The following is a 25715-nucleotide window of genomic DNA, read 5'->3' on the forward strand; positions in this document are numbered from 1 at the left end:
TCATAAATAATACAAAAAATAACACAATAACAGGAAATATACTAATTGCAGATTTACTTGTAGGTGATGAATCAGTAAAAACAACAACAGCAGACGCAGATAATATAACAGGAAACACACCATTATATAAAAATTATCTAATAGATGATACAACTTATAATACATACTTTAACAATGATGGAACAATAAATGTACCAGAAGATAAGCCAATACGCTTATTAATTGGTAATTTAAATAATAAAACATTAATTCTAAACAATAATAAAGACATAACAATAATGAACTATCATGAAATAGTAGCACATAACATAACAATAAAAACAGAAGGTAATACTACATTAAACTTGACAAACATTACAATAACAAACACAAATCAAAAACCAGTACTAGAAATAAGAGGAATAAAAACAACAATAACATACACAAACTTAACATCAAATGACAACGTAATATTACTTGAAAACACACAAGATATAGAAATAGAACATAATAATTTTATCACAAATGTTACAAATGATGTGAAAGCTATAAGTATCAAAAACGTAGCAAATATTGATTCATATGATAATAATATTACGATAACAGCAAATATCACACAAGATAATAAAAAACATACAATAGTAGCAATTAATGGTATAAACCTTACAAATATAGAATTAAGTTATTTTAATATCACTATAATAAATCTTAATGAAGTAAATGATAATATATATGCATTTAATCTAATAAATCCTGAAGTAAATGTTGATAAGAAGATGTCAAGTAGACTTGCTTATAATAATATTCAAATAAGAGGATTTAATAATGCATGTGCTATTAACATGATAAATCAATCATCATTTATAAAATCAAATGAAATACAAGTTTCAGCAAAAAATACAATAGCAATGAACATGACAACATCAAATTCAAGAACTTCATATTATGAACAAATAGATTCAAACATAATAAATATGATATCACCTATGAATAATACTGGAATAAGACTAAATTCATGTGAAAATATATCAATTAGAGGAACAAATTTCACAAATACAATGAGCGAAAATAGTATAGGAATTCTAGTATACAATTCAACAAATATAACACTATATAATATGACAATGGATCTTAATGGTAAAAATCTAGTTGCAATAAATCTAAATCAAACAAATAAAATAAATATAACAACAAACAACATAACAACAAACATAAGAAATACAACTTTACAATCAATAGTACTAAATAATGCAGAAGAAACATTAATAAAGGACAATATAATTGTAACATCAACAGAATATACAGTAAAACTAGATGAAAAATCATCAAAAAGTATTATAAAAAATAACAAATTATATGCTCTTAAACTTGGAGATGATTCAATACTAAGTAATAGTAACATAGGAATCATTGATAACACACCTATAAAATCATATAAAGATCTATTATTAAATGATTACACATATGATACATTCTTTGATGAAAATGGAGTTCTAAGAGATGAAATATCAACAGCTGCAAACATAACAGTAGTTGGAAACTTATATAACAGAGTATTAAACATTACAAGACCATTAAACATAAAATCATATGACAACCTAGAATTCATAAATACAACCATCATAATAAATGCAAAAAACACAAATATAACAAACTTAGCTATGGGTGGATATAATACAAAATTAATCATAAATACAGATAATTGTAATATTAACATGCAAAAAATCAAATTAGAAAACATAGAAAATAAAAACATTACAGTAATAACAGTAAATGGAAACTATAACAACATAAGCATAACAGACATAGATACAACAAATAACATCGAAAAAGCAGCAAATGCAAATATAACACAACTTAGAATAACAGGAAAACAAAACAGTATAACAATAGGATCAATGAAAGCAAGTAACTTTACTAACTCAACAGCAATAAAACTGGATAATGCAGATAAAAACTACCTAGACATATCAGGAAGAGTTATAAGAGTCTACATAAGGTCACTAATAGCAGATAATGGAATAGTACTAAATAATTCAAATAATAATATTATAATAACATCTACTAAGTATGCAGGTATGGTTAAAAATGTAGGATTCCATCTATTTAACTCATCAAATAATTCAATATATTATGGAGAATTCACAAATTCAGGAAATTCAAAAATACTATTATTAGAAAATAATTCAAACTATAATAAAATATTAGGAATTATAAGTACATCTTCTAACTTTGATTCTGCTCCTGTTTCAATTATAAATTCAAGTTATAATATTCTTGAAGGAAATACAATTAAATTTAGTGGAAATGCATATCCTATTGAAATATTAAATGGATTTGAAAATGTAGTAAAACATAACTCACTTATTTCAACTAACTATAAAGCAAATAATGGAGTTTACCAAGAAACAACTGATGATAAAGCAGAACAAAATAATGAAGTATCTGAGAATTATGCTTCAATTCCAAGTTATAAGGCATTAGGAATAAGTATACGAGGTACTTTAAAAGTTCATCAAACAATAACTATACACGTATTTGATGGTAACTTTGTAAGTAAAGGTGGAAATTACACATTCTTTGTAAATGGAAAAGAAATAGGAACAGTTAATACAAGAAGTAATACTGCAGATATGAATTATACTATTTTAGGTGATGAAGGAGATAGATTAATTGTAACAGTTATGCAGAAAAATACAGCAGTACTAACAAATATAAGTGTATTTGCTCCAATTATCAAACTTGATACACAAGTAATTATTCCAAATGTTGTGTCAAATAAATCATCTACTACTATTACAGCAATTGTAATGGATGAAGAAGGTAATATCCAAACAAGTGGTAAAGTAGCATTTAAAGTAAATGGTAAAACACAAGGTGTGGTAAATATTAATAATGGTATTGCACAACTTACAGTTGATTCATCAAAACTATCAGCTAAAAATTACACAATAACAGCAGTATATGGTGGAAATAGTATAACAGAAAAATCAACAAGTGATGCAACACTAACAATAACAAAAACAACACCAAAAATAACAATAGAAACAACAAATGTAAAAAGAACAAACAATACAATAATCACAGTAAAACTAACAGATGATCAAAACAATACAATCTATGGAAATACAAAAGTAGCAGTAAAACTAAATGGAAAAACAATAACACATACAACATCACAAAATGGAATAATAAAAATAAACATGGACTTAACACAGTATAAAAACAGTCAATACGATTTAACTATTGTATCAGGAGAAAATAACCGGTATAATACAGCACGTATGACAACAAAACTAGCAATAGAATAGTATTTAAATCCTATTCTTTTTAACCTCCTTTCTTTATTTTATATTTTTTTTTAAGACTCTTTTTTTTTGAATTACAATTATATAAATGTTAAAGTTTATAATATAATAATATATGATTCAAGCAGTATTTTTTGATATGGATGATACACTTTATGATACTTCTGGTTTTGCTAGTATTGCTCGTCGTGCAGCTGTTAAGTCCATGGTTCATAATGGACTTAAATGTAGTGAAGATGAAGGTTATGAATGTTTAATGGAAATTGTTAAAGAGAAAGGATCAAATTATGATAAACACTTTAACATTTTAACAGAACGTATAAATGGTGAGGAAGATCCTCTTATTATTGTTAATGGTATTATTACATATCATAACACGAAATTTGCAATGCTTAAACTTGAGCCTGAAAGCTTTTCTATATTGTTATATCTTAAAAGTAAAGATTATAAAGTTGGTCTTATTACTAATGGTAAGAAGTTAAAACAGTGGGAAAAGCTAGTACGTCTTGGTGTTTATCCATTTTTTGATGTTGTTGTAACATCTGAGGAAGTTGGTGTTGATAAGCCTAATGCTGAGATTTTCCAGATTGCTATGGATAGGTTAAATGTTACAGCTGATACATCTATTATGGTTGGAAATAAGTTTGATGTTGATATTATGGGTGCATATAATGTTGGTATGCAGAGTATGCTTATAAATTCAGATCTTACAAAGGATGAGGAACAATTTCTTAAGGATAATAATTATACAGTAACTCATCTTAATTCATTAATTGATATTATGAAAATATTATAATATATTTCGTAAAATATGTATATTATAATAGTTAGATATAATATATAAGAACAAAAATACTTTTTAGGGGAACTAATCTTTTTTTTATAATAAAAGAAAAAGTTATAAAATAATAATGGGAGGTTAATATATTGGTTCAATCTGTAATAATTTATTCTGAAATTATTCCTACAATTCTTGCTTTAGCTGGTGTGTATTTTATAGGTACAGGAATTTTAGATCATAAAAGATCACAAGCAGTACTGGGTATTTTATTATTCTTTGCAGCAGTTATAGTACCATTTATTATCCTGACAAGCCTTATATAGGTTATATCCTTATTTTTTTTCTTTTTTTTTGAATTCTATTTTTTTTTCATTATGTGATATGATATTTATGTTATATATTGTTTTATTTTTAATTTTAGTTTAAATTATTCTTGTTTTTAGTATTTTTTTTATTCTATAGTTTGTGTTTTAGTGTTCCTTCATGTAGTATTGTTCCAACTAAGAAGTGTTGGATGTTGTTTTTTTTATGTTGTGTTATGGTTTGGTTTGTTAGTCCTCCTGCCATGATGTGTGTTGTGTTTGGTGTTTTTTGTATTATTTCATTTATTATTGGTGGTGTGTTGCTTTTTTTGGTTCCTACTTGGCTTATGTTTAGTAGTATTGTGTATTTTGGTTTGTGTGTATTTATGAGGTTTATTATTTCATCAAGTTTTATGTTGTTATTTTGATTTAGCAGTTGATTATTTTTAATATCTACACTTACAATTAGTTTTTCTTTATCATAATTTTCAAATATGTGTTGTGCTTCATTAATTGATGGTAATGTTTCTGTTGCAACTATATTGTATGTGCATATTTTGTTGTTTTTTTCTACATCATTTAGTGTTCTTATTCCATTATCTAACATTACAGGTATTATCTGATTTATTTGTGATATAATTTCATTATTTGATCCATTATCTTCTATTTTATCAAGATCTGCAATGTAGAGTAGTTGAGAACCAGCATCTTTTAGATTTTGTGCTATTTGAAGTATATCATCCCCATATATACTTTTAAGACGGGTGTATGTGTCACGTTTTCCTGATTTACCGGATACTGCAATGTTATCTTTTATATCAAATACTGGAATAATCATAAACTAATCTAACCTCATTTTCTCATTTTTTTTATAATTCAATCAATTTTTTTTTCTTAGTAATCATTTAATCGCATTTTACGATCTGCTACATAGTCATCTACTGCATCCATTGCAGCATCTATTGCTTCTTGTGATAGGTTTTCTGGTAGTTTTACATCTGAATCTAGTTCTATTTTTATATCTAAATCAAAGCTATCTTCATGTTTATCTAGATCTATTTTTATTTCTATATCTTCGAAGTCTTTTTTATTTACATTTTTTAGTATATGATTTGATGCTGTGTTATATGCAAGATCTATTATTTCATCAACTTCTGTGTCATTTAATTTTTTCATAAAATTCATTGTCTCCTATTTTTTTTTTATTGTATTTTTGGTTTATTTATTTATTAGTATATAATAGTTTATAAAAAAAAGAGTTTAAAATTTTTAATTCAATAGTAAAATTAGTTGGTAGTTATATTATGAATAATTATTATAAAAAAAAAGAATAATTAATTAGAAGAATAATAGAATATTTTATATTTTTTTCTAATCTTCTAAACTAGTTTCCTTTTTTCTAATTATTAGTGCAAAAGACTTATTGTGGTTGTTGTAGTTGTGTCATTGCACTTTGAAGACTTGTTTGTAATTCTTCAAGTTTATCATTAATACGTTTTTCTTGTTTGTTGATTGTTTTTTCTCTGATTTCAAGCATTTCTATACTGTCTTTTAGGTCTGCTTCTGAATCTGCTTTTGTTGTTTTTATGAGAAGAGGTCCTGCTGTTTTAAATACATCTTGATCATCTTCTATTTTTGAAAGTTCATCTAATGCTTTTTTAGATTCATTAAGTTGTATTGTTAAGTTTTGTTTTTGCATAGCAATTGATTGTGCTTGTTGTTGTGCTTGTTGGAATTGGTTTAATTGTTCTTGTATATTTTCTGGCATTTCCATTTTTATCACCTATATTTTTTTCTTGATCTGTGTATTATTATTTTATTTTTTAAGGATAATAAATTATTTAATTATTATTCTTCTAATACAATATAATTTATTTTAATTTTTTTTTTAGTTTATGTAATATTATATGTTATTTCTTTCTATTATATATTTAATATTTCTATTGATAATTTAATCCATCTTATATATGAATTTATTGAAGCACGTAGTGAAACTACATCTTTTGAATTGATTGTTATTATTATACTTTTATCTTCTTGTTTTATTGTACTTGTTGATCTGTCATTTTTGTGATTATATTCAATTTCAGGTATTAGTGAGTTATATATTATCTGAGCTTGTTTTGGTGTATCAAGTTGTACTTCAAAAATGGTTTGTATACTTTTAAGTATTTTATTTTCCATATTTAACTCCCTTATACTTATTTTTTTTTATATTATGTTTTCATCAACTATTTTATATCCATTTATATATATTTTATAATCTGTATTTTTACCATTTTTATCAATAAATGTTATTTCAGCTATTGCATCAGGGTGTGTTGTATCTTTGCATATTACACAGTTTTGTGTTATTTTATAATCAGGTTTAATTTCTGTGAATAGTTCATTTATCTCAGATAAACTTTTTGCTTTATTTATTATAAAGATATCATTTGAATTGACATTTATTGTTTTTTTATTTGATGGTATTGATGTATTTATGTAAAATGATAATACTGGTGTTTGTGTTGACTTTTCAATATTATATATGTTTATACTGCTTGGATTTCCCTTAGTTTCTGTTATTACTACTAGTTTTTCTATATTATCTTGTTTTGTTGTATTTACTATTTTATTAAAGCTTGTTTTTCCACGATTAATGTATGTTAAGTTAAAGTAATGTTTAATAAATTGTGTAAATCTACGTGTTAGTTGTGATGGTTTTCGACTTGTTGTTATTATCATATTTGTATCTATTTGAAATATCATTATATTCCCACTTTATTAGTTTTTTTTGTTTATATGTTTAATTTATTATTTAACATTACTTTTATTTATAAATATGAAAAAGTTAATTAAAAAAAATGGTTCTTTAGATTTGAAGTTTAATTTTTTATAATTAAAGAAAAAAAAGTAGTAATTTTAATTAAAAATTTATATTAAAAAAAAGAGTTCTAAAAGTTTTTTTTTGGATAAAAAATATTTAAGAATTTAACATTAAAAAAGAAGTAGTATAAAAAAATGTAGTAAGATAAGTAAATTATGTGAAATTATACTTATCTTGCTTTTACTGTACGTTTTACTACAGGTACTTCTTTGAATAAAATTCTATATCTGCATTTAGGACATTTTGATTCTGAGTATTTTTTAATATCTACAGTTTGTCCACAATTAATGCATTTATACATATTTATTCTCCTCCAGTGATACGTTTAATGTTACGTTTTGCAACTTTTCCCATTGGTGTTGCAGGTACGTATGCTCCACCAGTAAATACGTTTCCACATTTTTTACATTTCCAGATACCTGCATGTGTTCTTTTAACACCTGGTCTGTCACATTTAGGACATATGTGTTTTGCATGCATTTTATCTTCGATATCTTTCACTGTTCTTTTAGCTTTTCTACCATATCTAGCTCCAAAACGACCAGTAGATCCTACTTTACTTTTTTTTACCATTTCTTTTCACCATCCATTAAGTTTATTATTTTTTTTGTTAATAAAAAAGAGATTTTTTTTCTAAAAAGATTATTTTTTTTCCATCTCTTTTTTTTTTGTAAAATTGTATTATCTTCCTTTAATTTTTTTACATATATTTTTTTTGATAAAAAAATAAGCAATATTACTCAAAAATTATTTTTTGTATGAAAATTAAAAAAAAAAATAATTCTTTTAAATTATCTCATCTTTTTTTTTGAAGATAAAACCATCTTTCCAGTAGTCTTTTTCTTTGATGAAAAACTAATTTAATTCCTTTTTAATTTTTTATAACAAAAAAACCTAAAAAACCTACCTAAATATCTTTTTGTTAAAAAAAATAATGATCTTATATTAAGATTAAAAAAAAGGAAATTTCATCAAAATTTTAAGCTTATATATTTTGTATTCCTATTTTTTTGTCTTATGGTATTTTTTTTTATAATAACTAAAAACCTAATAATTTTATTATAAAAAAAAATTAACCACTTTTCTTTAGTGTAATTAGCTTAATAATAAAAATATATAATATTATCATTAGAATATGATTTTATTTTTGAAAAAATATTAGATCAAACCTAAATAATATATTCTAGTATTTTTTCCATTATTCTAACATAATATAACTATTTAATATATTAGTGTTTATTTAATATAAAGTTTATTATTTTAAATTATTAATGATATTAAGAAGTTCTTTACTTTTAACCTCAGAAAGTTTAATTATACGACTTATCTCATCCATCTGTAGTGTATCAAGTCCACATTTTTGCATAGCACAAAGTGTCATATCTTCCCTAAAGCCCACAGATAAACTTGCCTGCATTATAATTTCCTCATTATATGTTGCATCATATATATCTGGTTGTTTATTTTAGTAGCAGTTGTAAGAGTACACTTATTTTTAATAGGAAGTTCCATTAAAATATCCTCATCAACTGTAACTTCATTATTAACACAGCTTGCTGTTGGTATTTTTGTAGTCATAAGAGCACATATTGCACCAAGTGCTGCTGCATCCATCATATTACCATCAAAATCAACAATATAAATATCAACATATAACTTCCAGACCTTATCTGATTCAATAATACATAATTCCTTAAGATCAATAAGGGGAGCTTCACGTATTGTACGATCAACTACTCGTGATATTTCAACAGTAAACTTATTAGGAGGACCATGTTCAAAATTACGATTAGCAACAGCAAGAGATTCTGTATTAATAATAAGAATTCCCTCATCTGGTGAATTATTAAATGGAGTTGAAAGTTGAGCTTTAACACCAGCAATAACAGTTGTATTTCCAATTGAAACTAAAGCTGAACCATTAGCCTTACTTATATAATTAGTTTTAACAGTTATGTCCCTGTATTGTGTGAATTTACGTCCATCAACACGTCTTCCTTCACTAAGTAAGTCATAGATTGTTTCTTTTGAAACTTCAGAAATAACATTAACCATTTATAATTCACCTCGATATTTGTTAAGTAATGCTTCACGTTGCATTTGATTTATAAATTCACATCCTGCATATGCAAGATTTAATGCTTCATTAAATTCATCTTGTGTTAAGTTTCCATCCATCTGAAGAAATGTTATTTCACCTGTTCTTGGCATTATTGCAACAGGTATATCAGCATTTCCTGTTTGATCTTCTTTTTCTGATAAATCAAGTACTATTGTATCATCTACTTTTCCAACAGCACATGCACTAATAAGATCACGCATTGGAATTTCAGCATCAGCTAATGCCAGACTTGCTCCTACTATTCCAAGACAACGAGTTCCACCTTCAGCTTCTAGTACTTCTATTGAAATATCTATTGAAGATCGTGGATATTTCTCAAGAAATACACATGGTGTTATTGCCTCTGATATTAGTTTAGATATTTCTGTTGATCGTCTATCATTTCCTGGTCTTTTTCGTTCTACAACTGAAAATGGTGCCATGTTATATTTACACCGGAGTACTGCTCCATCTGGTTTTGAATGTTTTTTTGAATGTAGTTCACGTGGTCCATATACTCCAACTAGTATTTTATTTCCTCCACATTCAATGTAGGCTGATCCATCTGCATTATTTAGTATGCCTACTTTCATTTTCATGTTTCTAAATGTAGTTGGTGATCTTCCATCTTCTCGTATAAATTCATCCATATTTTAATCATCTCTCGTTTTGGAATTTTATCAGCATACTTTGTACATCTTTAATTAGATTGTATTTGAATGGTTCTTTTTCTATTAGTTTTACAACTTGTATTGTTTTTTCAATATCTTCATTTAGCCCATTTATCCATATTAAACCATTTTTAGCTACAATTATATCTGTATGTGTATATTCTTGTATCATGTTTGTTAGAAATGCGTTTTCTTCACTTAGAAAATGTATTGTTGGCTGTTTTACATGTATTATAAATCCTTGATTAAATTTTCCAAGTCCATGTGATCTAAGTGTAAGTTTTACACGGTGAATTTCATCAACATTACTTACACGTAGAAGTAACATGTCATTCATATTTATTATGTTTGAAATGTTTTGTTCATTTTTATCATATAATTCTGATGTTAAAAGAAATCCATTATATGAACTGTTTATATCTATTGTCCATGATGAGTATGATGATCCTATAACACGTCCTATTATAAGATCTCCATATTCTGGGTTATATGAGTATTTAAATGGTATTACTGATACTTTTTCTGAGTTAAAATATACAAGTCCTGCTGTATCTGAGTAGATTTTATCGTTTTCATGAAATGTGAATCTACCTGTTGTGTAGTTGTTATCAGCTAGTAAAGTTCCTGGTAGAACCATTTCCTTATTTTCAACATATCGCATATTATATCAACACATCATGTTTAATTTTTTTTTAGTTTTATAAGTTGAGTTTGGATAATAAAATGTGAAGAAGGTTTTTATTATTCTTATTTTATGAGTTTACTTTCAACTTCTCCATGTGTTAAACCACTAAGAGCTGTGAAGAATTCATCTTGAAGTCCACCTGGTATTTCAACAATTCCAATCCAGCTTCCATCACTTTCCCATTCTTCTTTTTGAAGTTTTCCATATTGATTTATTGTTGAGTATGCTTTTCCTGCATATGTTCCTGGTATTTTTATTGCTACTTGTACTTTTTCAATTCTTATTGGTATTTTTGTTAGTATTGCTTTTACTGTTGGCTGGATTTGTTCTTCCACAGTTTTCATAGGATCAATATGTACCTTTGCTTCTTCCATTGCTTTTTGAATTCTTTTTGGTGGATGTGGTAGTTTAGTTTGTGGATTTATTGCTTCTCGTGCTATTTGATTTATTACTTGTTTGGTTTTTTCTTCTTGCATTTGACGTTTTTGTTGTGCTGTTATTTGTATTGTTCCTTTATGGAGTATTTTATCTGCTACTTCTAGTGCATCTGTTGTTTCAAAGGCTTTCATCATTGTTTCTTCTGATGCTTTATCTGCTTTATGTGCATCTTTAAATACTTCTTCAACAGCTAATACATCTTCAATTGCTATGTCTTCTCCACGTTTATAATCTGCTGCAAGTTCTGCATCTACTAGTATTTCAAATCTTTCACCGTAACTTTCAAGTCTTGCTATTACTGCTTCATCAACATTAACCATATTATTTATTCTCCTATATTTTTTTTTAAGTATTTAGTTATTAGAACTTTTTTTTTTTCATATTTATTTTTTCTTTTTATTTATATTCTAATTTTTTTTTATCTTATATTACTATATTTTCTTTGAAATTGTATAAATAAGATTATATCATATAAAAAAAATCATTTAAAAAAAAGTATAAACATGAAAAAGTATGGGATATATTAGTAAATTAGTAGTTTTATGTACATAAAAAAGTAAGTTAAAATTAAAGTATTTTTTTTTAGAAAAATAAAATGAAATTTAGATAGAATTAATGTATATTATTTATTATTTTATAAAAAAAAGATAAAAAAAAGGTTAATTTATAAAAAATTGTATTTTATATAAAAAATTTATAAAAAAAATAGGAAGAAAAAAAAGTGGATGGTGAATAGTTAGTTTTATTGTTTTTTTTTAACTATTCTTCTTCATCTTTTGATTCTTTATCTTCAGCTTCTTCAGCTTCTTCTAGTTTTTCTTCGTTTTCTTTTTTATTTTTTTCTTCTTCTTCTTTTTGAAGTTTTGCTTCAGCTTCTGCTTTTGCTCTTTCTTCTGCTTCGATTTTTTCTTGTTCTTTGTTTCTGATAATTTTAGTTACATATTCGTCTATTTCTTTTTCATCAAGTTTTGAGTATTTTTCTGTTTCTTTGGATATTACTGCTATTTCTATGTTGTCTTCATCTGTGATTTTTCCATCTGTTGCAACATATATTCCTTCTATTGCAAGTTCTATTGCTTCATCAAGGCTCATGTCTTCTAGGTATTTTTCTTCAAAGAGTTCTAGTGTTTTGTCACGTCCTAGTCCTATTGAGGTTGCTTTGTATTCAACTAGTGCTCCACTTGGATCTGTTTCAAAGAGTTTGCATTCTCCATCTGATACTCCACCGATGAGGAGTGATATTCCAAATGGTCTGATTCCACCGCTTTGGGTGTACATTTGTTCTAGATCTCCGATGTATTTTGCAAGTCCAGTTACTGATATTGGTTCATGGTACTGTAGGCGGTTGATTTGTGCTTGATTTCTTGAGATGTCTACAAGTCTTCTTGCATCTGCTACTAGTCCACTTGATGCTGTTGCTATGTGTTCATCGATTTTGAAGATTTTTTCAATTGAGGATGGTACAATTAATTTGCTTTTTACTTTTTTGTTTACTGCAAATACTACTCCATCTTTACATATGATTCCTACTGATGGTGTTCCTCTTTTCACTGCTTCTCTTGCGTATTCTATCTGAAATAGTCTGCCATCTGGGCTAAATACTGTTAGTGCTCTGTCGTATCCTGCACCTGAAAATTGTTGCATATTATTTTACCTCTCTAATTATTTTTTTTGATTTATTTTTTTGAAAAAATGTTATTAATTAATGTTATTAATATTTTGTTTTTATTATAATTTTATTTATTTATTTTTTAGAATTTTTGCTCTATTAGTTATTATTACTATTTGTTATTAATATATTTTATCCTAACTTATTATTACTTTTTGTTACTAAATATATTTTGTGGTTATGAAAAGATTAATTCAAAATCAAGAAAATTTAAAGTTAAACGAAAAAAAATCTAATCTTTTTTATATAACCTAAAGATCAAAAATTATTAAAAAAAACTATTAGTTAATTAAGAGTTTTTCACTAACTCATCTAAAATTTAAAAAAAAGAAAAAAATAGGGAAGTTGAAAGTAGATTATATTACATAAAAAAATATAATCTATTGTGGTTCATATTCATCAATAACATTTTTAGCATAATCTAGTATGTTATCAACAAATTTTTCACAACTTCCAAGATAGGTGTGTGGATCCATTGTTTCATCAATTTCTTCTTGTGTTAAGTATTTTTTAATTTCTTCTTGATTTGATAATACTTCACGAAGACCTTTATCTTCTGCATATGCATCCATTGAACATTTACGTACTAAAGCATAAGCACTTTGACGTCCCATACCTTTCTGGGTAAGTTTTGACATGAATCTTTCAGCCATTATAAGACCATTACTTAAGTTAAGATTACGTTCAATATTTTCTTCATAGAAGTCAAGATTACTAAAGAGTTTAATTGAAAGTTTAAGAATGTAATCAGTTAATATTGAAGATTCAGGTAATATAATACGTTCACTTGATGAATTTGTAAGATCACGTTCATGCCATAGTGGATTGTTTTGTAATGCAGTATTTACATATGCTCTAATTACACGTGATACTCCACATATACGTTCACCAGTAATTGGATTTCTTTTATGTGGCATTGTACTACTTCCCACTTGTTTTTCAGGGTCGAATTTTTCTCCAACTTCCATAATTTCTGTACGTTGTAAGTTACGTACTTCAAGTGCCATTTTCTCAAGTGTACTTGCAATATTTGCTAATGTCATTACATATTCTGCATGATTATCTCTTTGTACAACTTGATTTGATATATGTACAGGGCTTAAGCCAAGAATTTCAGATACTCTTAAATGTATTTCATATCCAGTATCACCAAGTGCTGCTGTAGTTCCAACTGCTCCTGTCATCATTCCTACACATAAATGTTTTTCTGTTAAATCAAGTCTTTCAAGTTGACGTGTTAATTCATCTATGTATATTGCAAATTTCATTCCATATGTTGTTGGTAAAGCGTGTTGTCCGTGTGTACGTCCTATTGTTACTGTATCTTTTTGTTCATCAGCAAGATTCATTAATACACGCATAAGTTCAATAATTTTAGCTCGTATTATTGTAATTGATTCTTTAAGTTGTAGTGATTGGGATGAATCAATAATATCATTACTTGTTGATCCATAGTGAACATATTCACCACTATCTCCATCACATACTTCTTGTAATGCTTTCATTAATGCTGCTATATCGTGGTTTGTTGCACGTTCAATTTCATCTACACGTTCTTGTTTAACATACTCTGTTGTTGCTTTACGATTAATTTCTTCTGCTGCATCTTCAGGTATTAATCCTATTTCACCTTCAGCTTTAGCAAGTGCTGCTTCAACTTTTAGCATGTTTTGTAATTTTGCTTCTTGTTCCCATACAGCTTTCATTTCTGGTGTACCGTATCGGAATTCAATTGGATGTATTGCCATAATAATCAGTTTAAATTAAAGTTTTTTTTGTTATTAAATAAAATGTCTTTATAATTTTCTATTTTATTCATATAAAATTATACTATAATATTATAATATTTATCTTTTTTATTCTATATTATTATTTATTATACATAACAATATTTTTTCTTTTATTTATTATAAAAAAAAGTACTTAAGCTAAATATTACAATTTCAAAAAGAAAAACTTTTTATAAAAATGTAGATCAAAAAAAATATTTTTCCCAAAAAAAATAGAATATATAGAAGGGGAGATTAAATTATACTTTTTTTCGTATTGCACGTATTGTTCCTGATACACCAATAATATCTGCTACAATACGTTTGCCTTTAAAGTATGTAAGAGTGTTAAGCATTGTTATAAAGTCATCTTCATATCCTCGTTGACATTTAACTAATACTGTGTATTTATTTATGTTATCTTTAAATTCAATAAAGTCAAAATCAGAAACCCATATATTAATCTTACTTGCATGTATTTCACCATATAAGTTAATTATAGTATTCCAAAGATAAGGTATAAGAGTATCTTTAGCTACTTTGTTTTGTGAATAAAGATGAAATGCTATATATCTTTTTTTCTCACGTAGTGTTGGTGGTAGTATTTTTAACTTATTTATCATTACCATAAACCATCAATTCCCCAGCTTTTATTTTAGTATTTGTATTCCTTCAATTACACCATTTTGTCGTTTATTAATATTTTCTATAACATCCTCAACATTATTTGAAATAAATTTAGTCATATCATCTTGTTGTATGTTAAGAAGTCTTCCAAGAGATATCATTGCCTCAGGTGATCTAACATCAAAGAAGTTTTCAGCTCCTGTTGAGAAAACTACTCTAAAATTAAATTTATCCCTCATTTTAAGAATGTTACGAAGTTGGCTTAATGTACGTGTACGATAAGTTCCACGATTTTTAATAATATCCATTAAATTAATGTTAACTGTAATATTATTTTCAACAAGCATACGTGATAAAATATGATTAATTCCATTTCCTCGTAGATCATATGGATGATCAATCATGTCAACTTCACGTATTTTACATGTATAATGGTTAAGTTTTGCACTTTTTCCACCTGCAACCATTATTATATCACATTTACGATAGTTTTTTAGTACTTGATTTCTTAGAATTTGAGGATTTTCTTCATCTACATATATTCCATAGTATAAATCCATACTTGTAAGATTCTGTAGTTTTTCAAATTCATCGCGTGTATTTTCATTTACCTCTTTTGCATTATAAAATACACATGCTCCTTTAAAGTTGAATTTATCAAGTGTTTTTATAACATCAATATCTGGTTTAATATTAAAATCATAAAAAAAAGTCATATAGTTTATTCCCTTCTAAAATGTTAAATATAGTATAAAAAATAAGACAGAAAAATTAAATTCTTTTTTTGAAATTCATATTCAAAGATATATATTTTTGGAATTTACATCCCTTTTTTTTGTTATTATTAAATAGTGTCTTATTTTAGTAAATAATATAAATAGAAAAACATGAATACCTCTTTTTTTCCATTTATAAAAAATATAAAAATAATTATTTATTTGTATTCTTTCTTTATTTTTTTTTTAGTTATAAGAAGTTAAAGATTTTCTCTTTTGCAACTTTTATTGCATTTTCTTTACTTACAGGATAACTTGCTATTTTTATTCGTACATGTATGGCATTACCTGTTGTTGTTAATTTTAGATGTTCAAGATATGCACATTGCTTATCAAATCTTAAAAATAAGTTACCTTTTTCATCAACTCTACGTTCAAGTTCATCTGAAATGGTTTGTTTATCTTCATCTGATAGTGTCTCATTTAAGAATTTGATGAATTTTTTAATATCAGCTTTTTTATCAAATTTCTGAGTTAATATTATTATATCATCATCAAAATGATCTTCATTAACTGTTTTTTCAGGTAAAGGATTTTCAAAAAGGTAACTTATTGATTCGGTTACCTTTTCTTCATCCTCTGTACCATAAACAAATGTCCGATAGGATATGTTATGGATCATTTATCTAACCTTTTCTGCTCCTTTACCTTTATGGTTTAGTCCTCTTCCTTTTTTACCAGCACTGGTTAGTCCTCTGAAGGTACGTCTGGTTTGTTTGTTGCTACAAATCCAATTGATGTTATCATCGTTTTTGATTGTAGGACATTGTGGATCTACCATAATTACTTCGTAGTATTTAGCTTTACCATCTTCCCATACCCAGTAGGAGTTAAGAACTTCTAAGTTAGGATATTTACGTGCTACACGTTCTTCTGCCATTCTTTGAATGGATTTTTCTCCGGTAATTTTGTTTACACCCATTCTTTTTGGATCTCTACCGTTTTTGAATCTTGATTTTCTTCTTGATCCTCTTCTAACTCTTATTCTTGCAACAACATATCCTGCTTTTGCTTTGTATCCAAGTCTTCGTGCTCTGTCGATTCTTGTTGGTTTATCTACTCTTACAATTACAGGTTGTCTTCTCCATTTTGGTAATCTTTCTCTCATGAGTTCTTTTACATAAGATTCTGATGGGTTTTTCCATGCATCTTTCATATACTTATACATTATATCTACCTCATTGTTCAGCCATTAATCCTTTGGCCACATCCAATTTTAGTTAAAAATTTTATTTTTTTATAATTATAGTATTTGAAGGAGTAAAAAATTTATAATTTGGAATAATAGTAAAACTAATTATTCAAAAAAAGAGAAATCCTATTTTTCCCCTTTTTTTTATTTATTAATATGTCTCCTAAAAAAATATATAATTAAATTTTCTAATAACTTCAAAAAAATAAGAAAAAATGATATTTTTTTTTTGAAATCATTTATTAATTTATAATCATTAAATCTTTTTTATCTTGGAAATAAATATTAATCCCCTTAAAAAATTTTCATATAAAATAGAAAATATATAGATTATATTAAATAATAATCTTTTATACTATATTTTATTTATCTTTAGTAATATATAATATTTATCATGATAAAATATATTGAGTATAATAAAAACTTTTATGGAGTGTTAAAATAAAATGGAATTTTGTCCTAACTGTGGAAAAGTCTTACTACCAAAAAATGGGATACTTCACTGCTTTGAATGTGGATATGATAAAACAATATCAGATGATGATAAAAAAGATTATGTAATAAAACAAGATGTATCAGATAAAAATAACCTAATAATGACAGATGATAAAATAAATACACACCCAACAACAAAGGGATTATGTTATCGTTGTGGTAATCGTGAACTTGAATGGTGGATGGTACAAATGCACCGCTCTGATGAAGCAGAAACCAGATTTTATAGATGTACAAAGTGTGGAAATACATGGAGACGTTCAAACTAGGATAAAAAAAAGTTTTAATTTTAAAAAAAAGATAATTTTAACAAAGTTAAAAATAAAAAAAAGTAAAGAGTTTTTATAATCAGTAAAAAATCAAAAGTATAATAAATTTTTTCACACTATAGGTCAACTTCTGATATTTGATCTTGAAGTGAAATATTTTTACTTAGACTTTTTTGAACTGGTTGTAAATGTTGAACTGTTTTTTTACGTTCTTCTTTGATTTTTAGTATTTTGCGTACATAATTAATATTTTCATCATTACACATCCAACCTTCCATTCTTCCAGCTACATTTTCAGTATTACCAAATTCTTCAGGTGTGTAATATTTAAAATATGGTTTAACTAGCTTTTTTTGTTCATCACTAATTTCTGATGTTAACTGGTAGTATTTAGTTGATGTGTCACAATCAATTGCAGAAAGACGTAAATTTAACTTAGTTTCATCTTTGCTCATAATACCATATATTTTTATATATTTAGTTAATATTATATATTTTGGTTATTGTTAAAGTTTAAATATTAAACAAAAAAGATAAATTTATCTTATATAATTAAACATTGTAAAATGAATATTTTTTAGTATTATGTAAAATTATTATATTAAATAAAAGAAAATTTATAAAATTTCTAATTACAAAATAATCATCTGAAAAAATAAGAAAATAAAAAAAAGAAAAAAAGAATAAAAGTCACACTGTATTAGTTTTAACTTAAAAAAAATAATCTAAAATTATAAAGGTCCTTTATTTTCACGACCTTCACGTATTCCCATACCAGCTTCTTTTTTAAGTGCTTTAGGTTTAAAGAGCATTTTAACAAGATTATCAGCATGTTGAGTTGCCCGGTTATATGCAAGCTGTTTTAAATCCTTTTCATCTTTACCTTCATCTTCATGTACAAATACTTCAAGAATATGAGTGTTTGTCATAAGTTGTGCTTGAATTAATCCAGTACTAGCCTCATGTGCACAGAGTTTATCAATTTTCTCACCACCAGGCATACCAAGAGCCATTACAATATCACAATCTTCCTCTTCAATAAGAATCTTTGCTGCTACTGGTAAATCTTTAACTCCAGGTACATATGATTCAATAAATTTAACTCCATCAACTTGTTTTTTTATTTGTTTTATTGCAGCTGTTGCCATATCAAATCTTGCAAATGTAGTACTGCATATTCCAACTCTTTTAGACATTTAATATTAACACTCCTCTTTTTTTATTTTTTAATAAAAGATTACTTTTCCTTTTAGACTTTTTTTTTATTACCTATTATTATGGTGTTTATTTTTTGTTTATAATTTCAATTACTTCAAATGATTTTTTTAATCGTTCAAGATCAATAAATCCAGTATGATACATTGCTCCTGTAAGCATATCATTTACAATAACTTGTGCTGGTGCAAATATATCTTGTGGCATTTTATAGAAGTCATAATTTGCTTCTTTGAATAATTCAATAAAGCTTTGACCATACTTATCTGATGCAGATGATGGAAGATTTGCAGCAAGTTCTTTGAGTGATTCACCAACGTCAGGTTCAATATAGTAGTATGCACGTCCACCAAAGATAATTGCATCATTTGTTTTACCCATAGCTTTAACACTATCAGGATCAACAGGGGTAATTGGTGTAATTCCTGCAGCATATGTGATTTTTGTTACATCAAAATCCATAATTTCATACATTTTAAATATTCCACATTCAAGTGCACGTCCTGATATTTGAATAGAACCTACAAGTGATGCTGTTGGTGCTACGAGAATCATGAGATTTTCAGGTTTAACACCACATTCATATGCAATGTAATCTGCAACTTCAACTGTTGGAATACTATCAGCTTCAAGTGTTATTACAGCTACATCAGAATCTTCTACATATCCACACATTTCATAAATTGGATTATCCTTAAATTTATGTGCTTGTGCAGGTCCTGATCCTATAGCATAATATCCATCCACATCTATTTTCCATCCTGCTTTTTGTGATCCAAGAGTACTTAGTGCTGGGAAGTCTGTTTTTACTTTTACAGCTGGCATTGCCATAATATCACTAAGATCTCCTGGTATTGAAATTCCTACATCTGAAATTCCACCAAGACATACTCGTGTGAAGAGTTCTCCTCCTTTAATACTTCCTGGAACATTTACTCCACAATCTATAACTGTTGTTTTATTTTCAAGTTCTAATGCTTGAATGTTATATTTTTCCTGATCTTCCACCATTTTTTTTGCTATTTTCATAGCTTCTACATTCATACTTTCTGCCATTATATTCGATCCTCCAAAAGTGGTTAACAATTTTTTTTACAATAAAAAAAAGAATTATGTATATTAAGTTTTTTTTTACTATTCCCTTTTTTTTTATTGTACTGTGGTGTTAATTCTATTTTTTATTTTTTTTAATGTTTTTTATTTTTTTTATATATAATTCATAGAATTTTAATACTTTATCAAAAATAAGTTAATATTTTCTTAATATTTCATTACATTTATCCCAGTCATGTTCATAGATATGAAGACTCATTGCATGATGAACCATATTAACAAGCTTTGTATTTGTATTATCTGCTACATAATATCCTACTTCTCGTATTCCAAATAGATTAGGGAATGTTGCTCCTCCACAGTCATTACTTCTGAAGAAGTCTGTCATGTATAGTTTATCATCACGTATTAGAAATGCTATTTCTTGAAGACATGGAATTTCATCAACTTCATTATCTTTTATTGGATCTATTGTTATTGCTATTGCACGTCTTGATTCACGACAGTCATTTAGTTTTTCTATACATTTATCTAGTTGATCAATTCCAAAATATTCACGTAGCCTGTTTCCATAGGTGTAAACAAATCCTTGATCATTATTTGGATCTAGTAATTCTTGTTTGTAGGTTTCAAGTCTATCATCACGCCATGGTGAGCATTCTGGTATTGTATTATCATCTGGGTTTGTTATTTCAAGTACTACATTTTGAAGTTCTAATGTTTTTGATCCTCGTTCATCTTCTACTTCATTACCTTCTTGCATTATCTTTTTTACACATGTAAGCCATGCATCTGATATTGAATTTGTTCTTATAAACTTTGCCATAATATTTATACTCCTTCTTTTTTAATTTCATCAAGTAAACTAAGTTTTTCTTGTGCTATCTTTTTATCTAGCATTCGCATTCCACAATCAGGATCTATTATCACATTTTTTTCATCTGTTATGTCTACTACTTGTTTTACTGTTTTTACTACATCTTTAATATTATCTACTTCATGGAGTTTTGTATCAATACATCCTATTGATATGATTTTATCTGTGTTTTTATTCCATACTTTTTTTAGTGTTTTGATATTTTCAGGCATTCCACGAAATTCAAAGTCAAGTATTTCAACATCAAACTCTAGTAGATCTTCAAGTACATCTTCAAGATCTCCACATACATGTAGTATTACAGGGATGTTTACAGCTTTACTTATTATTTCAACACCACGTTTGGATACTTCTATATCTTCTACTCCTGTTGATATGAATGGTTCATCTATTTGTATTGCACATGCTCCTGCTTTTTCTAGTTCTTTTGCTTCATTTTGTAGTGCATATGCCATGTCATATATTGCAGTTTTTCGATCCTCATAGAAATTTGTAATGTTACATGAATGTATTATACTAGTAGGTCCTGTTATCATTCCTTTAATTCCACATTTTTCATGTTTAAATATTTCATCAATTGTTGCATATAGTTGGTATTTTGGATTTTTTTGATGTGCTATTTTTGCAGCATATTTTAAATCAGAAACACCTATTGGATTTGCTGATGGTGTTATTTTTCCTATGATGTGTACTGTGTTATCTACTGTTTTAAATCCATTTATTTTAGATGTAAATATTTTAACCATATCATTACGTGGTTGTCCATCACATATTATGTCAATGTTATATTTTACATAGTCATCTACTGTTTGATGTATTGGTTTTTTAAATTCATCATACATATCAAGTTTATCTAATATTTTTTCATTAATTGTATTAGGTTTATATTCATCATCTATTGGATAGCTTCCAACTACTGTTGTTATTATATTCATATGTAATAAAACACCTCTTAGTATTTTCTTTTAAGATTTAATTATTTGTATGTTATATTAACTTTTCGTGGTGGTAGTGGTCTTTTAAATTTGATTTTTGGATGTCCTATTATGTATGCACATGATAAGTGTTTAGATGGATCTATTTCTGGGAAATATTCCATGAGTTTTTCATGATCTATTTCATCAGCCATTACTATAAAGCCATTATAAAATCCACCGAGTCCCATAAGTTGTGCTGTTATTTCAATTCGTCCACATGCAATTGTTGTATCTTGTGGATTTTTTGAAAATAGTAATATTATGTCACGACCTGTATAAAGTAGTGTATTTTGGTTTTCATCTGGATTTTCTATATATTTTGCTAAATTTCTTATTGTTAGAAAATCACTAGATTTAGTTTTTATTATATCATAGATATGTTTTGTAAATTCATATAAGTCACTTTTAATAACTACAATGTCAAGATCTTGCATGTTTGATGCTGTTGGTGTATTATCAAGACATTTAAATAGTTTCTCATATGTTTGAGGTGTTACATCTTCTTTTGTAAAATATCTGATACTTCTATGTCTGTTTAATACATCTATGTATTCATCATATGTTACATCAAGTTTGTCTGTTTTGTATTTGTTACGTGTATCATAGTTGAGATCTTCATATATTTTAAGGTTTATTGCACCTGTTGGACATATTGATACACAGTGTCCACATTCAAAACATTCAGTTTCTGTTTCATGTACTTCTGGATCTAATGATATGTTATTAAAAATACATACACTTTGACATAATCCACATCTTACACATCTTACAGGATCTATATTTAGTTTCATGAAAAATCATCTTCTCCCAAAATTTTTTTATTAACTTTTCCTATTATTAGTATAATATTTATGTATGTTTTTTAATTGCTATAAAATTATGATTTTATTGGATATAAAAAAAAGATTTTTTGTGTATATTTTAAAAATGTGTGTATATATGTATAAAAAAAAATTATTGTTTTTATTAAGTGATTTTATTTAAAAAAAGAATTTTTCCTGATAAAAAAAATAAAATGTAAAAAAGAAGGGGTGGTGATAATGTAAATTAGTATAAATGATAATCTATTTTATCGTTTTGTTGTTACTACGTGTGCCATAACAAGTGCACTTAAGAATATGTATGTTACAAGTGCTGAACCATTTATTGTTCTTGTAATAACAAAGAATCCTAGTATTGTCTGTGCAATAAATGCTGATAAGGATCCTATAAGTAATGCTTCTCTTCCACGGAACTTCTTATTTCCACGTTCTCGTTGAAGTCTATACTTATCTAATGCTTTAAATCCTACAACCATCACGATGATTAACCAAATAACCACAAGTGCTAATACAAGATATCCAAAGTCAAATCCTACACCAAATATACCTGGTAAGAAGTAATCAATTACATCCTTTTTAGTTACAAGTATTCCATAAAATAATGGGAATGGTAAACCAAAGTATGTAATAAATGTTAATGGAAGTGATATGTATCCATCACTATTTCCAAGACTTTCATTTCCCCAGTATGTTGCATTAGGATTATGTCCCATTAGATTTGTATTATCTATAACAAGCTGTAAACTTCCAAATTGGTTTGCATTCATACGGTCAATTCTTGAAAGTGGACTTATAATTTGCATATTAAGTACTTGAGCAAGAACTTCCATTAAAGCAAATACTGCAACAAGTGCACCTGCAATTAAAAGAATTCTTTTCATTGATAAAAATGAAGTTCCTTTACTTCTGCGGAAGGACTTGCTTATAATAAAGATACCAATAAGTAATCCAAGTACCCACATAATAAGGAAGTCACGGTGTACAATTGCACCAAATAATGTGATAGCTATAGTTATGATGATAAGAAAAAGCTTAAAGTTACTCTGCCTAATCTTAGCATCCTTGTACATCGACACACACGCCCACGAGGTTACCACAAACAGTATTGCCAATGGTCCATAAGGGTGTGTGAATTCATGATGATTTAGCATTGGAAGTAGAAGACAAGCAGCATCGAAACCAAATATTAATGCTAAACCAGTACTTGCAATAAGAGATATGAAAAGTACTAAGTTAAGATTAAGGTCTACGAAATTTAATAGTAATAATACTCCTATTTGAACAAGAATTGCAAATTCAAGTATAAATAATAGGTGATTTGTAGCTATTAATGCCATATGATTGTTCAACCTCCCAAATTAAATTCACTATTAATTAATGAATTTAAAGTTAAATCCATTCTATTTTGAAATAAAGATATTATTATGTTATTTCAAAATTTTATAATCTATATTTTATATTAGTATTTTATTTTATTAATAGATTATTATATAATAAAAAAGTTTTAATAAAGATTTTAAAAAATAGCAGGTGTTTATTTTTTCCATTAATAATAAATAATACTTAAAATAATATATAATAGTAACAAATTATACCCTAAAAACATATTATAAAATTAATTGGGCTAGTAGCTCAGCTTGGTAGAGTGTCGCCTTGGCATGGCGGAGGCCTCGGGTTCAACTCCCGACTAGTCCATTTTATAATTTATAATATATCCTAAAAAAAAGGAATCTTATTTTTTTTTAATACTACTTATTTTTCATGATATTCATCATATGTTTTATAGATAGTATCAACAATTATATCAATTAAATTATCAGTTTTAATCTCAGTTTTTGGTGTATTATCATCTAGTAATTCTTTTGATAGTTTTATAATTTCATCAAGATTTTTAGAACGCATCATTCGTCCCTGCTTTATATAGTATGTATCTACTGATAGTTGTGATCCAGGATAGCATGATATAACATCAGTTCCAAGAAGAGCAGCTTCTCTATTCATTGTTCCACCAGCTCCAATTACAAGATCTGCTCGTTTCATTAAACTAAATGTATCAACAGGTGGTTGAATTATATGTACATTTGGTATATCTTTAAATATTTCACCTTGTGTTTTAAATCTTGGAATTATAAGTATTTCTGCTATATCTTTAAGTTCATCTACAATTGGTGTTAGTACTGATTTTGTACAATCAGTGTCAAGATATGATGCAAGTGATGGTTCAGGTCTCATTAGTATTACATGTTTTTTATCTGTTTTTATTGATAATTCATCTAGTATGTCTGGATTATATTTGAAGTCTTCAAGGTGTGTTACTTCACATGTTCCATTATATCGTATTATGTTATTTGGGTTCATTCCAAATTTTATTGTATTCCATACATCAAAGATTTCAGGTATTATTAGCTTATTTACAAGTGGTAGTGTTAGTTTGTTTGCTGCTATTGCATGTTCATTATCTAGAATGAATATATTTGGTATTCCAAGTCCAAATGCTACACGTGGTAGTTCTATTGAATGTTTAGTTATTGCTATGTCTATATTTTTATCTTTTATAAAATTAGCTAGTTCATATGCACGTTTGGTACTTGATAGTAGTTTTTCTTCTAGTGTTACTCCATGATCTCCTATTGATGTGTATTTAATTTGGAATATGTCAAGTAGGTCATGTATGTTTGAGAAATCTCTTGCTGTTATAAGTACTTCATGTCCATCTTCTCTAAGTTTTTTTATTATTCCATTAAAAAATCGTACATGTGGAGAATTTACGATATCAATCCATATTTTCATTGTTTTTATACCATCCTATCTTTGATAAAAAGATTTTTTTTTTGAAATTAA

At 26.8% G+C, this 25715-nt stretch carries 29 protein-coding genes, 1 tRNA gene and 1 pseudogene; 5 read left to right on the forward strand and 26 right to left on the reverse strand.

Features of this window, described 5'->3' with window-relative positions:
- From MSCUN_RS00975 to MSCUN_RS08230, 3 genes are all read left to right on the forward strand, one after another.
- Positions 1-3290 (forward strand): Ig-like domain-containing protein (locus tag MSCUN_RS00975; RefSeq protein ID WP_146192101.1); only part of this gene is annotated, 3290 nt, incomplete at its 5' end.
- A 112-nt stretch (positions 3291-3402) separates the two neighbouring features.
- Positions 3403-4083 (forward strand): TIGR02253 family HAD-type hydrolase, encoded by a 681-nt coding sequence (locus tag MSCUN_RS00980; RefSeq protein WP_095609241.1) that lies wholly within the window; start codon positions 3403-3405, stop codon positions 4081-4083.
- A 131-nt stretch (positions 4084-4214) separates the two neighbouring features.
- A complete protein-coding gene (locus MSCUN_RS08230) occupies positions 4215-4391 on the forward strand; it encodes a hypothetical protein (RefSeq protein WP_170103971.1) in 177 nt (58 codons plus the stop codon).
- A 133-nt stretch (positions 4392-4524) separates the two neighbouring features.
- On the opposite strand, the gene MSCUN_RS00985 is transcribed toward MSCUN_RS08230, so the two are convergent.
- The 18 genes and pseudogenes from MSCUN_RS00985 to MSCUN_RS01065 form a co-directional block, all read right to left on the reverse strand.
- A complete protein-coding gene (locus tag MSCUN_RS00985; protein WP_095609240.1) occupies positions 4525-5208 on the reverse strand; it encodes a HisA/HisF-related TIM barrel protein in 684 nt (227 codons plus the stop codon).
- Between the two features lie 56 nt (positions 5209-5264).
- The gene (locus MSCUN_RS00990) at positions 5265-5546 is read right to left on the reverse strand and encodes a DUF3194 domain-containing protein (protein WP_170103973.1); all 282 of its coding nucleotides are present in this window, start codon (positions 5544-5546) and stop codon (positions 5265-5267) included.
- A gap of 244 nt (positions 5547-5790) precedes the next feature.
- Positions 5791-6144 (reverse strand): prefoldin subunit beta, encoded by a 354-nt coding sequence (locus MSCUN_RS00995; RefSeq protein WP_095609238.1) that lies wholly within the window; start codon positions 6142-6144, stop codon positions 5791-5793.
- Between the two features lie 149 nt (positions 6145-6293).
- Positions 6294-6554 (reverse strand): KEOPS complex subunit Pcc1, encoded by a 261-nt coding sequence (locus tag MSCUN_RS01000; protein ID WP_095609237.1) that lies wholly within the window; start codon positions 6552-6554, stop codon positions 6294-6296.
- A 27-nt stretch (positions 6555-6581) separates the two neighbouring features.
- Positions 6582-7121 carry a hypothetical protein gene (locus MSCUN_RS01005; protein WP_095609236.1) on the reverse strand — a complete coding sequence of 180 codons (540 nt, stop codon included), beginning with the start codon at positions 7119-7121 and terminating at the stop codon, positions 6582-6584.
- 287 nt (positions 7122-7408) lie between these two features.
- Entirely contained in the window at positions 7409-7540 is a 132-nt protein-coding gene (locus tag MSCUN_RS01010; RefSeq protein WP_069592306.1) for a DNA-directed RNA polymerase subunit P, read from the reverse strand.
- A 2-nt stretch (positions 7541-7542) separates the two neighbouring features.
- Entirely contained in the window at positions 7543-7812 is a 270-nt protein-coding gene (gene rpl37A / locus MSCUN_RS01015) for a 50S ribosomal protein L37Ae (protein ID WP_095609235.1), read from the reverse strand.
- 682 nt (positions 7813-8494) lie between these two features.
- The gene (locus MSCUN_RS08235) at positions 8495-8656 is read right to left on the reverse strand and encodes a hypothetical protein (protein WP_170103975.1); all 162 of its coding nucleotides are present in this window, start codon (positions 8654-8656) and stop codon (positions 8495-8497) included.
- Positions 8656-9294 (reverse strand): exosome complex protein Rrp42, encoded by a 639-nt coding sequence (locus MSCUN_RS01020; RefSeq protein ID WP_095609234.1) that lies wholly within the window; start codon positions 9292-9294, stop codon positions 8656-8658. Before MSCUN_RS01020 ends, MSCUN_RS08235 begins: the two co-directional genes overlap by 1 nt.
- A complete protein-coding gene (rrp41, locus tag MSCUN_RS01025) occupies positions 9295-9990 on the reverse strand; it encodes an exosome complex exonuclease Rrp41 (RefSeq protein WP_095609233.1) in 696 nt (231 codons plus the stop codon).
- 7 nt (positions 9991-9997) lie between these two features.
- On the reverse strand, positions 9998-10672 hold the full coding sequence (locus tag MSCUN_RS01030) for an exosome complex protein Rrp4 (protein WP_095609232.1): 675 nt from the start codon (positions 10670-10672) through the stop codon (positions 9998-10000).
- Between the two features lie 86 nt (positions 10673-10758).
- Entirely contained in the window at positions 10759-11454 is a 696-nt protein-coding gene (locus tag MSCUN_RS01035) for a ribosome assembly factor SBDS (protein WP_095609231.1), read from the reverse strand.
- A 568-nt stretch (positions 11455-12022) separates the two neighbouring features.
- Positions 12023-12778: pseudogene (gene psmA / locus MSCUN_RS01040) on the reverse strand (archaeal proteasome endopeptidase complex subunit alpha); the annotation flags it as partial.
- Positions 12779-13183: 405 nt separating this feature from the next.
- The gene (gene purB / locus MSCUN_RS01045; protein ID WP_095609229.1) at positions 13184-14551 is read right to left on the reverse strand and encodes an adenylosuccinate lyase; all 1368 of its coding nucleotides are present in this window, start codon (positions 14549-14551) and stop codon (positions 13184-13186) included.
- A 281-nt stretch (positions 14552-14832) separates the two neighbouring features.
- A complete protein-coding gene (locus tag MSCUN_RS01050) occupies positions 14833-15201 on the reverse strand; it encodes an Rpp14/Pop5 family protein (protein ID WP_095609228.1) in 369 nt (122 codons plus the stop codon).
- A 21-nt stretch (positions 15202-15222) separates the two neighbouring features.
- Complete coding sequence (locus MSCUN_RS01055; protein ID WP_095609227.1) at positions 15223-15915, reverse strand: RNase P subunit p30 family protein; 693 nt, start codon at positions 15913-15915, stop codon at positions 15223-15225.
- A gap of 250 nt (positions 15916-16165) precedes the next feature.
- Positions 16166-16597: an RNA-binding domain-containing protein gene (locus tag MSCUN_RS01060; RefSeq protein WP_095609226.1), complete on the reverse strand. Its 432-nt coding sequence runs from the start codon at positions 16595-16597 to the stop codon at positions 16166-16168.
- Positions 16598-17143, reverse strand: coding sequence for a 50S ribosomal protein L15e (locus MSCUN_RS01065; protein ID WP_095609225.1), 546 nt, complete (start codon positions 17141-17143; stop codon positions 16598-16600).
- A gap of 470 nt (positions 17144-17613) precedes the next feature.
- Here MSCUN_RS01065 and MSCUN_RS01070 point away from each other — a divergent pair, with 470 nt between their 5' ends.
- Positions 17614-17931 carry a transcription factor S gene (locus tag MSCUN_RS01070; RefSeq protein ID WP_095609224.1) on the forward strand — a complete coding sequence of 106 codons (318 nt, stop codon included), beginning with the start codon at positions 17614-17616 and terminating at the stop codon, positions 17929-17931.
- A gap of 116 nt (positions 17932-18047) precedes the next feature.
- Here MSCUN_RS01070 and MSCUN_RS01075 read toward each other — a convergent pair whose 3' ends face one another.
- From MSCUN_RS01075 to MSCUN_RS01105, 7 genes are all read right to left on the reverse strand, one after another.
- A complete protein-coding gene (locus MSCUN_RS01075) occupies positions 18048-18386 on the reverse strand; it encodes a hypothetical protein (protein ID WP_095609223.1) in 339 nt (112 codons plus the stop codon).
- Positions 18387-18662: 276 nt separating this feature from the next.
- The gene (gene ribC / locus MSCUN_RS01080) at positions 18663-19127 is read right to left on the reverse strand and encodes a riboflavin synthase (protein ID WP_095609222.1); all 465 of its coding nucleotides are present in this window, start codon (positions 19125-19127) and stop codon (positions 18663-18665) included.
- Between the two features lie 88 nt (positions 19128-19215).
- Positions 19216-20202, reverse strand: coding sequence for a methenyltetrahydromethanopterin cyclohydrolase (mch, locus tag MSCUN_RS01085; protein ID WP_095609221.1), 987 nt, complete (start codon positions 20200-20202; stop codon positions 19216-19218).
- Between the two features lie 193 nt (positions 20203-20395).
- Positions 20396-21025, reverse strand: a complete 630-nt coding sequence (locus MSCUN_RS01090) for a thymidylate synthase (RefSeq protein ID WP_095609220.1) — start codon at positions 21023-21025, stop codon at positions 20396-20398.
- Between the two features lie 5 nt (positions 21026-21030).
- Entirely contained in the window at positions 21031-22011 is a 981-nt protein-coding gene (locus tag MSCUN_RS01095; RefSeq protein ID WP_095609219.1) for a methionine synthase, read from the reverse strand.
- Positions 22012-22052: 41 nt separating this feature from the next.
- Positions 22053-22844, reverse strand: coding sequence for a nitroreductase family protein (locus tag MSCUN_RS01100; protein ID WP_095609218.1), 792 nt, complete (start codon positions 22842-22844; stop codon positions 22053-22055).
- A gap of 278 nt (positions 22845-23122) precedes the next feature.
- Positions 23123-24211: a hypothetical protein gene (locus MSCUN_RS01105; protein ID WP_095609217.1), complete on the reverse strand. Its 1089-nt coding sequence runs from the start codon at positions 24209-24211 to the stop codon at positions 23123-23125.
- A 284-nt stretch (positions 24212-24495) separates the two neighbouring features.
- Between MSCUN_RS01105 and MSCUN_RS01110 the strand changes: the two genes are divergently transcribed.
- A tRNA-Ala gene (locus tag MSCUN_RS01110) sits at positions 24496-24569 on the forward strand.
- Between the two features lie 57 nt (positions 24570-24626).
- Here the strand turns inward: MSCUN_RS01110 and MSCUN_RS01115 are convergent.
- Positions 24627-25664: a DUF354 domain-containing protein gene (locus MSCUN_RS01115; protein WP_394338963.1), complete on the reverse strand. Its 1038-nt coding sequence runs from the start codon at positions 25662-25664 to the stop codon at positions 24627-24629.
- Positions 25665-25715 lie beyond the last annotated feature (51 nt).

This window comes from Methanosphaera cuniculi, assembly GCF_003149675.1.
In the GTDB taxonomy this organism is placed as follows: domain Archaea; phylum Methanobacteriota; class Methanobacteria; order Methanobacteriales; family Methanobacteriaceae; genus Methanosphaera; species Methanosphaera cuniculi.

Bases quoted from the DNA above. Each gene is read 5' to 3' on its own strand.
- MSCUN_RS01060 (WP_095609226.1), bottom strand. From the start codon at position 16,597: ATGATCCATAACATATCCTATCGGACATTTGTTTATGGTACAGAGGAT.
- MSCUN_RS01050 (WP_095609228.1), bottom strand. From the start codon at position 15,201: ATGGTAATGATAAATAAGTTAAAAATACTACCACCAACACTACGTGAG.
- MSCUN_RS01100 (WP_095609218.1), bottom strand. From the start codon at position 22,844: ATGAAACTAAATATAGATCCTGTAAGATGTGTAAGATGTGGATTATGT.
- MSCUN_RS01115 (WP_394338963.1), bottom strand. From the start codon at position 25,664: ATGAAAATATGGATTGATATCGTAAATTCTCCACATGTACGATTTTTT.
- MSCUN_RS01090 (WP_095609220.1), bottom strand. From the start codon at position 21,025: ATGGCAAAGTTTATAAGAACAAATTCAATATCAGATGCATGGCTTACA.
- MSCUN_RS01095 (WP_095609219.1), bottom strand. From the start codon at position 22,011: ATGAATATAATAACAACAGTAGTTGGAAGCTATCCAATAGATGATGAA.
- ribC (WP_095609222.1), bottom strand. From the start codon at position 19,127: ATGTCTAAAAGAGTTGGAATATGCAGTACTACATTTGCAAGATTTGAT.
- MSCUN_RS01105 (WP_095609217.1), bottom strand. From the start codon at position 24,211: ATGGCATTAATAGCTACAAATCACCTATTATTTATACTTGAATTTGCA.
- purB (WP_095609229.1), bottom strand. From the start codon at position 14,551: ATGGCAATACATCCAATTGAATTCCGATACGGTACACCAGAAATGAAA.
- MSCUN_RS01075 (WP_095609223.1), bottom strand. From the start codon at position 18,386: ATGAGCAAAGATGAAACTAAGTTAAATTTACGTCTTTCTGCAATTGAT.
- MSCUN_RS00985 (WP_095609240.1), bottom strand. From the start codon at position 5,208: ATGATTATTCCAGTATTTGATATAAAAGATAACATTGCAGTATCCGGT.
- MSCUN_RS01010 (WP_069592306.1), bottom strand. From the start codon at position 7,540: ATGTATAAATGCATTAATTGTGGACAAACTGTAGATATTAAAAAATAC.
- MSCUN_RS01020 (WP_095609234.1), bottom strand. From the start codon at position 9,294: ATGGTTAATGTTATTTCTGAAGTTTCAAAAGAAACAATCTATGACTTA.
- MSCUN_RS01055 (WP_095609227.1), bottom strand. From the start codon at position 15,915: ATGACTTTTTTTTATGATTTTAATATTAAACCAGATATTGATGTTATA.
- rpl37A (WP_095609235.1), bottom strand. From the start codon at position 7,812: ATGGTAAAAAAAAGTAAAGTAGGATCTACTGGTCGTTTTGGAGCTAGA.
- MSCUN_RS00990 (WP_170103973.1), bottom strand. From the start codon at position 5,546: ATGAAAAAATTAAATGACACAGAAGTTGATGAAATAATAGATCTTGCA.
- MSCUN_RS01030 (WP_095609232.1), bottom strand. From the start codon at position 10,672: ATGCGATATGTTGAAAATAAGGAAATGGTTCTACCAGGAACTTTACTA.
- MSCUN_RS00995 (WP_095609238.1), bottom strand. From the start codon at position 6,144: ATGGAAATGCCAGAAAATATACAAGAACAATTAAACCAATTCCAACAA.
- mch (WP_095609221.1), bottom strand. From the start codon at position 20,202: ATGGCAGAAAGTATGAATGTAGAAGCTATGAAAATAGCAAAAAAAATG.
- MSCUN_RS01035 (WP_095609231.1), bottom strand. From the start codon at position 11,454: ATGGTTAATGTTGATGAAGCAGTAATAGCAAGACTTGAAAGTTACGGT.
- rrp41 (WP_095609233.1), bottom strand. From the start codon at position 9,990: ATGGATGAATTTATACGAGAAGATGGAAGATCACCAACTACATTTAGA.
- MSCUN_RS01065 (WP_095609225.1), bottom strand. From the start codon at position 17,143: ATGTATAAGTATATGAAAGATGCATGGAAAAACCCATCAGAATCTTAT.
- MSCUN_RS01000 (WP_095609237.1), bottom strand. From the start codon at position 6,554: ATGGAAAATAAAATACTTAAAAGTATACAAACCATTTTTGAAGTACAA.
- MSCUN_RS08235 (WP_170103975.1), bottom strand. From the start codon at position 8,656: ATGCAGGCAAGTTTATCTGTGGGCTTTAGGGAAGATATGACACTTTGT.
- MSCUN_RS00980 (WP_095609241.1), top strand. From the start codon at position 3,403: ATGATTCAAGCAGTATTTTTTGATATGGATGATACACTTTATGATACT.
- MSCUN_RS01070 (WP_095609224.1), top strand. From the start codon at position 17,614: ATGGAATTTTGTCCTAACTGTGGAAAAGTCTTACTACCAAAAAATGGG.
- MSCUN_RS01005 (WP_095609236.1), bottom strand. From the start codon at position 7,121: ATGATATTTCAAATAGATACAAATATGATAATAACAACAAGTCGAAAA.